This is a genomic window from Modicisalibacter sp. (genome assembly GCF_055145905.1).
The window spans coordinates 1-8,657 of sequence record NZ_JBSREH010000030.1; the positions used below are offsets into that span (position 1 = coordinate 1).

11 protein-coding genes are annotated in these 8,657 nt (G+C 67.5%); 6 read left to right on the forward strand and 5 right to left on the reverse strand.

The genetic code is table 11. The features are described 5' to 3' along the window. Positions 1 to 268 precede the first annotated feature (268 nt). The 4 genes from ACTCB7_RS09770 to ACTCB7_RS09785 all read right to left on the reverse strand — a co-directional run bounded on the left by ACTCB7_RS09770 (position 269) and on the right by ACTCB7_RS09785 (position 1,479). Positions 269 to 391 (reverse strand): helix-turn-helix domain-containing protein, encoded by a 123-nt coding sequence (locus ACTCB7_RS09770; RefSeq protein WP_463006532.1) that lies wholly within the window; start codon positions 389 to 391, stop codon positions 269 to 271. Next, complete coding sequence (locus tag ACTCB7_RS09775) at positions 388 to 546, reverse strand: hypothetical protein (RefSeq protein ID WP_463006522.1); 159 nt, start codon at positions 544 to 546, stop codon at positions 388 to 390. The genes ACTCB7_RS09770 and ACTCB7_RS09775 overlap by 4 nt, the downstream gene beginning before the upstream one ends. Continuing rightward, entirely contained in the window at positions 539 to 664 is a 126-nt protein-coding gene (locus ACTCB7_RS09780; protein ID WP_463006523.1) for a hypothetical protein, read from the reverse strand. The genes ACTCB7_RS09775 and ACTCB7_RS09780 overlap by 8 nt, the downstream gene beginning before the upstream one ends. A gap of 353 nt (positions 665 to 1,017) precedes the next feature. Beyond that, entirely contained in the window at positions 1,018 to 1,479 is a 462-nt protein-coding gene (locus ACTCB7_RS09785) for a hypothetical protein (protein WP_463006524.1), read from the reverse strand. A gap of 188 nt (positions 1,480 to 1,667) precedes the next feature. Between ACTCB7_RS09785 and ACTCB7_RS09790 the strand changes: the two genes are divergently transcribed. From ACTCB7_RS09790 to ACTCB7_RS09805, 4 genes are all read left to right on the forward strand, one after another. Continuing rightward, entirely contained in the window at positions 1,668 to 2,552 is an 885-nt protein-coding gene (locus ACTCB7_RS09790; protein WP_463006525.1) for a LysR family transcriptional regulator, read from the forward strand. Positions 2,553 to 2,694: 142 nt separating this feature from the next. Continuing rightward, positions 2,695 to 3,594 carry a HalD/BesD family halogenase gene (locus ACTCB7_RS09795; protein ID WP_463006526.1) on the forward strand — a complete coding sequence of 300 codons (900 nt, stop codon included), beginning with the start codon at positions 2,695 to 2,697 and terminating at the stop codon, positions 3,592 to 3,594. A gap of 37 nt (positions 3,595 to 3,631) precedes the next feature. After that, positions 3,632 to 4,900 (forward strand): M24 family metallopeptidase, encoded by a 1,269-nt coding sequence (locus ACTCB7_RS09800; protein WP_463006527.1) that lies wholly within the window; start codon positions 3,632 to 3,634, stop codon positions 4,898 to 4,900. Positions 4,901 to 4,937: 37 nt separating this feature from the next. Further along, the gene (locus ACTCB7_RS09805; protein WP_463006528.1) at positions 4,938 to 5,792 is read left to right on the forward strand and encodes a glycine betaine ABC transporter substrate-binding protein; all 855 of its coding nucleotides are present in this window, start codon (positions 4,938 to 4,940) and stop codon (positions 5,790 to 5,792) included. Between the two features lie 92 nt (positions 5,793 to 5,884). On the opposite strand, the gene ACTCB7_RS09810 is transcribed toward ACTCB7_RS09805, so the two are convergent. Beyond that, a complete protein-coding gene (locus ACTCB7_RS09810) occupies positions 5,885 to 6,748 on the reverse strand; it encodes an SMP-30/gluconolactonase/LRE family protein (RefSeq protein WP_463006529.1) in 864 nt (287 codons plus the stop codon). A gap of 161 nt (positions 6,749 to 6,909) precedes the next feature. Here ACTCB7_RS09810 and ACTCB7_RS09815 point away from each other — a divergent pair, with 161 nt between their 5' ends. Further along, the gene (locus ACTCB7_RS09815; RefSeq protein ID WP_463006530.1) at positions 6,910 to 7,782 is read left to right on the forward strand and encodes a sugar nucleotide-binding protein; all 873 of its coding nucleotides are present in this window, start codon (positions 6,910 to 6,912) and stop codon (positions 7,780 to 7,782) included. After that, on the forward strand, positions 7,779 to 8,534 hold the full coding sequence (locus ACTCB7_RS09820) for a lysophospholipid acyltransferase family protein (protein ID WP_463006531.1): 756 nt from the start codon (positions 7,779 to 7,781) through the stop codon (positions 8,532 to 8,534). Before ACTCB7_RS09815 ends, ACTCB7_RS09820 begins: the two co-directional genes overlap by 4 nt. Positions 8,535 to 8,657 lie beyond the last annotated feature (123 nt).

Sequence of the window (8,657 nt, forward strand, 5' to 3'; positions counted from 1 at the left end):
CTTCGATCAACCACTGATCCAGGCGGCCTGACGCCTGATGACAACCCGGTCAGAGCTTAGCTCGCCTGTCAGGTGGTCCAGTGAATGGGGTCCACTTCAACCGGCCTGTGAAGAGCCGCCGAACACAGTGGTCCACGGCCGTCAGGGCGGAATGATCAAGGCGCGGGAAATCTGCCGTCAGTAAGCGGGTCGTGAGCGCCATGCATTGCGTATACAAAAAAACCCGCCATTGTGCTGGCGGGTCACCAAGTGCTGTTCACGGTGGCTGTCATGCCAAGTCGCGGAGCGCTTCGGGATGCTTTTCAGCCACACGCAGCAAGGTGCATGCGGTACCGGTGGGCTTGCGGCGGCCTTGTTCCCAGCCACGCAGCGTGCCGGGGCTTACATTCAGAAGCTCGGCAAACTCTTTCTGCGAAAGCCCATGCGGTGCCGTACCTCGGCAGCCCTGGGGACCTCCACACGGGTCATGCGGGCAGCCTCGCCCTGTTTCATCTGGCGCACGGATTCCAGCAGATCGCGGCCGAACTGCTCCATCTCTTTATCCATGACCAATCTCCTCTCTCAATTGGGCAAGCGTTGCGGCAGGCAGGTTGTCGAACTTGGCCTTCGCATACACAATCAGCAGCCACACCGTGCCTTCTTCCAGGGTGTTGTAGTAGATCACCCTGACTCCGCCTTGCTTGCCCATGCCCTGGCATCGCCAGCGAACCTTGCGTACACCTTCACTCCCGGGGCCACGTCGCCAACCAATGGGTCCTCAGCCAGGCAGTTGATGAATGCCTCTCGCTCATCGTCACTCCACACATCAGCGGCATAGCGCTGAAAGATCGGGGGTTTCGATGATGGTGTACATGCGCCCGAATATAAGTCACTGACGCACCCCGTGCAGCATGAATCCGCAAGTATTGCTTCCATGCCGCACCACATTTTCAGTGCACCCGCTGCTGCGAACCGATCAAGTGCCGGCCAATCGATTGCCTGCATCCTGCACGTAGCAGGATGCTGAGGCCATGGCACTCAACGCAGCTCCGGGGCCTCGCTGGTAGCCGTCGGCGATATCGCGTCGCTGTCGTCTGTGGCGGCGGCCTCCGTCACCGCGTCTTCCGGGGTGCTCCACTCCTCCGGTGCGGGTTGCGATACCAGCTGGCTGCCGAGCGTCTCGCCCAGTTCGTTGGCACCGCACAGCGTGAAACGCGACAGGTGCTTGCGGGCCGCCTGATTGAGACGGTGCTCGACACTGCCATGCAGGGGTGCCCGATCATCGACATCGATATGGCAGACGCCACTGTCGGAATCGAAGTGGACCCGCTTGAGGTGCTCTGCCGCCCCCAGTGTGGCGGCATCCTGCACGAAGCGCAGCATCTCGCAGAGCTCGCCGGCCCGGCCGCGCCGGCTGTGGATCGTCACGCCGAAGGCGCGCAGCTCGCCGGGTTCCACCTGGCGGGACTGCGGGTCGAAGTAACCGTGTTCCTGAGTCATCGTGATCTCCTTATCGCAACTCGGAATGTGCCGGCTGTGAAGGTCCGTTCACCGGCAACGCCCGCAGCATAGCCCTGTGAAATCCGGGGCGCCTGAACCTGTGTTAAGTCGGCGATCTCGATTCCCTCGGTGCAGCGACTCGGGAGCCTGCTATCATCCCCATCAATCTTCCGCCGCCCCGACACGCCATGCTCGATATCAAGTTCTACGTGCTGATCGATGCCATCGCCACGCACGGTACCGTTCACGACGCCGCTGCGGCGATCGGCCTGACCCAGCCCGCCGCGACTCACCGCATTCGCGAGATGGAGCGCCGCCTCGGCGTGTCGCTGTTCGCCCGCGAGGGGCGGCGGCTGGTGCTGACCGCCTCGGGAGAGCGGCTCGTTGAAACCGCGCGCGAGATTCTGCCCCGGGTGCGCAGTGCCGAGCTCGAGGCCTGGCAGCTGGCGCGCCACGGCGAGCCGGCGCTGCGCCTGGGCATCGGCCCCTACGACACCTTCTCGAAGGCGCTGCCGCTGCTCTATGAACACCACGACCGGGACATCGACCTGGTGCGCCTGCCCCTGGACGAGATGACCGGGGCGCTGCTGTCTCGCCGCGTCGACATGACCGTGATGATCGAGGTGCCGGCGCAGCGCGGCCTGGCCTGCGAGGCGCTGTTCGAGGCGCCGCCCGTGGCGGTACTGCCGCCCGGGCATCCGGCGGCGGACGCATCGGCGGTGCCGGCGAAGGTATTCGACGAGGGGCGGCACTTTACCTACAGCGTGATTCCCGAGGCGGGCCACGAGTTCGAGTATTTCTTCCAGCCGGCCGGTGTCTATCCCTCGCACATGGTGCAGATCGAGTCGGTGGCGCTGATTCTCGAACTGGTCGCGGCGGGCAAGGGGGTCAGCATTCTCTCGCGCTGGGCGGTCAGGGATGCCGCCCGTGCCGGCCGCGTGGTGATGCGACCGCTGGCCGTGGCTATGCCGCAGGTTCCCTGGTACCTGGCCTTCGCCGATGAGTCGCGGGTGCGCGAAGTCGCCGAGCCGCTGGCGGCCACGCTGCGCGCGCTGTATTCGGACGGGGAATAGGGGGCGCGTTTCCGGCGAGGGGCGAATCGATAAAAATCTCGTGACATCGGCAGCGAATTTCCGATTGGAGTCCACAGCGGTGGGACGCGTAGGTTATGGCGCCAGTTACGTGGCCATCCAACGAGGAGCACGAGAGGTTTTCATGTCCCTGTCCCCATCTTCCGTCCGCCCCGAAGCCGGCACCGCCGCCACCCCCGTCGACGGTACTCTGGCCGATCTGATCGATCTCGAGCGCTACCCGGTCGATCAGCCGGGCAGCGACGCCTACCGCGAAGCCGTCGGCCGCGTGCGCGCCCAGCTTCACGACGACGGCTGCGCGCTGCTGGCGCGCTTCATTCGCGAGGACCGCCTCGAGGCGCTGCGCGAAGAAAGTGAAGCGCTCACGCCCCAAGCGTTCTTTTCCGACAACAGCGTCAACCCCTACGTCACCCCGGACGACCCCAGCCTGCCCGAGGATCATCCGGTGCGCTGCTTTCAGCACTACACCAACGGCTTCGTCGCCAAGGACCTGATCCCGGACGAGGCGATGGTCAAGCAGCTCTATCGCGATACGACCTTCCAGCGCTTCATCGCCGACTGCCTCGAGGAGCCGGTGATTCACGAATTCGCCGACCCCATCGCCGGGCTGGTGATCAACGTCATGCCCGAGGACACCGAGCTGCCCTGGCACTTCGACACCAACGAATTCATCGTCAGCCTGATGACCCGGCGGCCGGAAAGCGGCGGCGAATTCCAGTACTGCCCGGACATCCGCCGCCCCGGCGACGAGAACTTCGCCGGCGTACAGCGCGTGCTCGAGGGCGACCACGGCGAGGTCCGCTCGCTGACGCTGAATACCGGCGACCTGCAGCTGTTCAAGGGACGCTACTCGATGCACCGCGTCGCCGCCGCCAAGGGGCAGCGCCTGTGCACGCTGCTCGGCTACGCGAAAAGCCCGGACATGATGGGCAGCCTCGAGCACACCCGGAAGATCTATGGCCGGGTGACCCAGCAGCACATCGATGCCGACAACCAGCGCCGCCATGACCGGCTGATGGGCTGACGCGCGTATTTCCTTCACCGGCGACCGAGAGAGACTCATGACCCAGATTGTAGCCCTGGCCGGCGATGCCCCGGCCGGTGCCGCCGGCTATGCCGGTGGTGCCTTCCGCGAACAGGTGATCGATGCCGCGTTGATCGAGCGCGTCGAGCGCTACCGGCTCGCGCGGCTGCGTCGGCAGATGCGCCACCACGAGCTCGACGCGCTGATCCTGTTCGATCCGATCAACATCCGCTATGCCTGCGGTTCCCGCAACATGCAGGTCTATTCCCAGCGCAACCCGGCGCGCTACCTCTATGTGCCCGCCGAGGGGCCGGTGGTGCTGTTCGAGTTCAGCGCCTGCCTGCATCTCGCCCGTGGCCTCGCGCTGCTCGACGACGTGCGCCCGGCGCGGGCGGTGATGCCGCAGTACAGTGGCCCGCACTGTGCCCGACATACCGCGGCCTTCGTCGACGATATCCGCGAGCTGTTCGCGCAGTCCACCACGAACGGGCGGCGGATCGGCGTCGAGTCGGCCCCCACCGGCGCCGTGGCGGCGCTGGCGGAAGCCGGCTTTGTGATTTCCGATGCGGCGGTCGCCGTCGAGGGCGCCAAGTCGATCAAGAGTCTCGATGAGCTCTCGCTGATCCACCGTTCGGTGACGCTGACCGAGGCCGCGATGACGCGCATGGAAGCGGCCCTGCGCCCGGGCATGACCGAAAACGAACTGTGGGCGATCTTCAACCAGCACGTGCTGGCCACCGGCGGCGAATATGCCGAGACGCGCCTGCTGACCTCCGGGGGGCGCACCAACCCCTGGTTTCAGGAGTGCTCGGACAAGGTCATCGCGCCCGGCGAGCTGGTCGCCTTCGATACCGATATCGTCGGCTGCTTTGGCTACTACACCGATTTCTCGCGGACCTTCCACGTGCCCGGCGCGGGCGCGCCGAGCGCGGCCCAGAAGGCGCTGTACCGCATGGCCGCCGACCAGCTGGAGAGCAACATCGCCCTGCTCGAGCCGGGCATGAGCTTTCGCGAGTATTCGCAACGCGCCTGGCCGATCCCCGAGGGCTACCGCGAGAACCGTTATCTGGATATCGTCCACGGCTGCGGCATGACCGGCGAATGGCCGCTGATCGCCCACGACATGGACTGGGACGACGTCGGCTACGACGGTGCCATCGAGCCGGGCATGACGCTGTGCGTCGAGGCCTACATCGGCCACCGCGACGGCAGCGAGGGCGTCAAGCTCGAGGAGCAGGTGCTGGTCACCGAAAGCGGCATCGACCGGCTCTCGACCTACGGCTACGCTGACGACCTGCTGGACTGATCCCGCACTGACCGTTCATCCCCACTGAAGGAAGCCCATGAAAGCACTCAAGACCACCTGTCTCGCCCTGGCCCTGGCCGGCACCACCGGCACCGCCGCCGCGGCCGACACGATCACCATCGGCACCAACAACTGGTCGGAGAACATCGCCGTCTCGCACCTGTGGCAGCAGCTGCTCGAGCAGCAGGGCTACGACGTCAAGCTGACCTCCACCGGCAAGAGCGTGATCTTCAGCGGCCTGGCGCAGGACGACATCGACGTCTCACTGGAGGTCTGGCTGCCCAACGGCGACGCCCAGTACCTCAAGCCCTACAAGGACCGCATCGACGTTCACGACAGCTGGTACGAGGGTGCGCAGGACGAGCTGGTGGTGCCGGCCTATCTGGAGGACATCAACACCATTGCGGACCTCAAGGCCGCAGCCGATCGCTTCAACTATCAGGGGCAGCCGACGGTCATCGGCATCGAGTCCGGCGCGGCGATCGCCGGCGAGACCGACAACGCGATCGAGGAGTACGACCTGCCGTTCCGTCAGCTGAACAGTTCCGGCCCGGCGATGATCGCCGCACTCGACGAGGCCTACCGCAAGGAGGCGCCGGTCGCCGTCACGCTCTGGCAGCCTCACTGGGCCTATGCCCAGTACGACCTAAAGCCCCTGAAGGATCCGAAGAAGGTCTACGGCGGTGGTGACGACATCAAGTGGATGTCGCGCAAGGACTTCGGCGAGGCCCGCCCAAAGGTCACCGCCATGCTCGACGCCTGGCACATGAGCCACGCCCAGCTGGCCGAGCTGATGTTGAGCATCGAGGACGCCGGCGACCCCGACAAGGGCGTCAAGACCTGGCTGGCGGACAATCGCGAGCTGGTGGAGAAATGGCTGGCAGCGAAGTGACGGCCTGACACGAAGGCGCGGGGCACGCCCGCGCCGCATTGCTCGTCAGCGGGCCCGCCGGAATCCGGCGGGCCCGTTTTCGTGTGCACTCGTCAGGGGCGGGCGGCGCAGGCCGGCAGGCCCGTGACGCCTGGACGCACGGCGAACAGGGCGCCGGCCTGTGGCTGGTCATCGCAGCCGACGGCAGCAGTGGTAATATACAGGGTGCCCAGGTCGTCGCCGCCGAAGGTGCAGCAGGTGACCCGTGAGGCGGGCAGGGCGATCTCCCGGTCGCGGCGGCCGTCGGGCAGCAAGCGGCTGACCCGGCCGCCGTCCCAGTGGGCGACCCATAGGCCGCCTTCGGCGTCGAGCGTCATGCCGTCGGGATAGCCGTCCGCCTCGGCGAAGCGCCGGTGCACGCGCTTGTCGACGAGGTTGCCGTCGGCGTCGATCGTGAAGGCGTAGATCGTCCGCGCCGGACTGTCGGTGTGGTAGAGCGTGCGGCCTTCGGCGCTGATCGTGGGGCCGTTGGTCACCGTGTAGGGCGCGTCGACGCGGCGCAGGCCGCGGGCATCGAGACGCAGCAGCCGGCCGCTGGCGGCCTGTTCGCGTTCGTCCATGATGCCGAACCACAGGCGGCCCGCCGGGTCGGCCTTGCCGTCGTTGAGCCGGTGCCCCGGCGCCTCGGCGACGGGGCGGGCCAGTGTTTCGCCGAAGCGCGGGCCGTCGGCGTCCAGGTGCAGGCGCACCAGGCGTGTGCGCAACCCGGCGACGAAGCCGCCGTCGGCATGCGGGGCGAGCCAGCAGCAGGCCTCGTCGAGCGGCCAGCTCCGGGTGTCGCCCGTGGCCGGGTCGTGGCTCATCAGCCGGCTGCCGAGGATGTCGACGAACAGCAGGCGCCGCAGCTCGCGGGACCACAGCGGGCCTTCACCGAGCCGGGCGCGGCCTTGCCACAGGCAGTGCGGGGTATCGGACATGAGCGGTTCCTCGATGATGTCGGGTCGAAGGCGTAGCCTGACGGATCGGGGCGCCGATGGGAATGTCGGGCGCCGGGCAACCGGGCGCCGGGCCGGAACGGGCACGAGGGGCGCACCCGCGGGGCGGGCGGCGCCGAGCCAATTCGAGAAAAGGAAGCGCCGTGAAGTTGTTGATTCTGGATGCCGGCCATTGCCTGAGTCTGGCGCTGGCGCGCGAGGCCAACCGGCGCGGGGATACCGAGCTGGTCATCGAGGAGGGCGTGTCGCTCACGCCGCACCGGCTGGCGCAGCTGGCGCCGGATGCCGTGGTGATCCCGCCGCTGGTGGAGCCCAGCAGCGCCGATCCGTCGACGGTGATGGCCCATGCCGAGGCCGTGGAGGCGTCGCTGGAAAGCTGTCAGGTGGCCGACGTGCCGCTGGTGTGGTGCGTGTCGGACCAGCTCTACGAGGACGGCGGCGAGACGCCGATCGACGAGCACATGATCCCCGAGCCCCGCGACGAGAACCTGCGCCGGCTGGTCAAGACCGGCAACCGGATCCGCGCCGGCCTGCCGCGTCACCTGCTGGTGCGGCTGGGACCGCTGTTCGCGCTCGAGGGCGGCGGAGCCTGGCTCAACGAGCTGATCGACCAGCTGATGGCCGGCGAGACGGTGCGCGCGGCCGAGGACGTGATCGTCTGCCCGACCTCGGTGGACTCGGTGGCGCTGGCGCTGGTCGGCATGCTGCAGCAGCTGGGCTGCGGTGCCGAGGCCTGGGGCGCCTATCACCTGGCCGGCACCGAGCCGGTGAGCATCTATACCTTCGCCTCGGTGGTGCGCACCCAGCTGGCCACGCGCCTCGAGGGGCTGGGCTGCGAGGTGACGCTGGGCGGGCTCAAGGCGCTCAATCATCACCACGACCAGCCGCTGCGCCGGGTACTCAACTGCCGGCGGGTGCTGGATGCCTTCGGCGTGCACCAGAAGCCGTGGCGCCTCGAGCTGGGCCGCATGCTGGATACCTGGTGCCAGGCCTACCACAGCCAGGAGGTGTCATGAACGCCCTGCGCAGCGCGATCTTCTACGTCGGCTACTTCCTGGCGATCCTGGTCTTCGGGCTGCTGTGCCTGCCGGTGGCGCCGCTGCTGCCGCTGGCCGGACGCTATCGCCTGCTCAACCTCTACAATCACTTCATCGTCGGCTGGTTCGCCCGGGTGTGCGGCGTGCGCTACGAGATCCGCGGTCGCGACAACGTGCCGGCCGGGCCGGTGGTGATCCTCGCCAATCACCAGTGCGAGTGGGAGACGCTGTTCCTGCAGGTGCTCAAGCCGCCGGTGTGCACCGTGCTCAAGCAGGAGCTGCTGCGCCTGCCGCTGTTCGGCTGGGCGCTGCGCCTGCTGCACCCCATCGCCCTGGACCGTTCCCGCCCGGCGCGGGCCATGAAGCAGGTGCTCAGCCAGGGGACACGGCGGCTGGGCGAGGGCCTGTCGGTGCTGATCTTCCCCGAGGGCACGCGGGTCGAACCCGGCGTGCGCCGTCGCTACAACAAGAGCGGCGCGGTGATCGCCTGCCGGGCCGGCGTGCCGGTGCTGCCGGTGGCACACAACGCCGGCGAGCGCTGGCCGGGGCGGCACTGGGTCAAGAATCCGGGGCGGCTGTCGGTGGTGGTCGGCGAACCGATCGCCACCGAGGGGCGTACCCCCGAGGAGGTGCTGGTCGAGGTCGAGAGCTGGATCGAGGCGCGGCTGGCCGAGATCTCCGAGGTGCCGCGTCCGGCGCCGGCCGCCGAGAAGGACACCGCCTCGGCGTGACCCGCCGTCAGTGGCGCTTGAGTGTCGCGACTGAAGTCGCTTGTATGTTGGAAATGACCCAACACGGGCAGTATGGAGAAGACTTGCCGGGGTGGAGGGACGAAGATCGCATCTGGCCCCCTC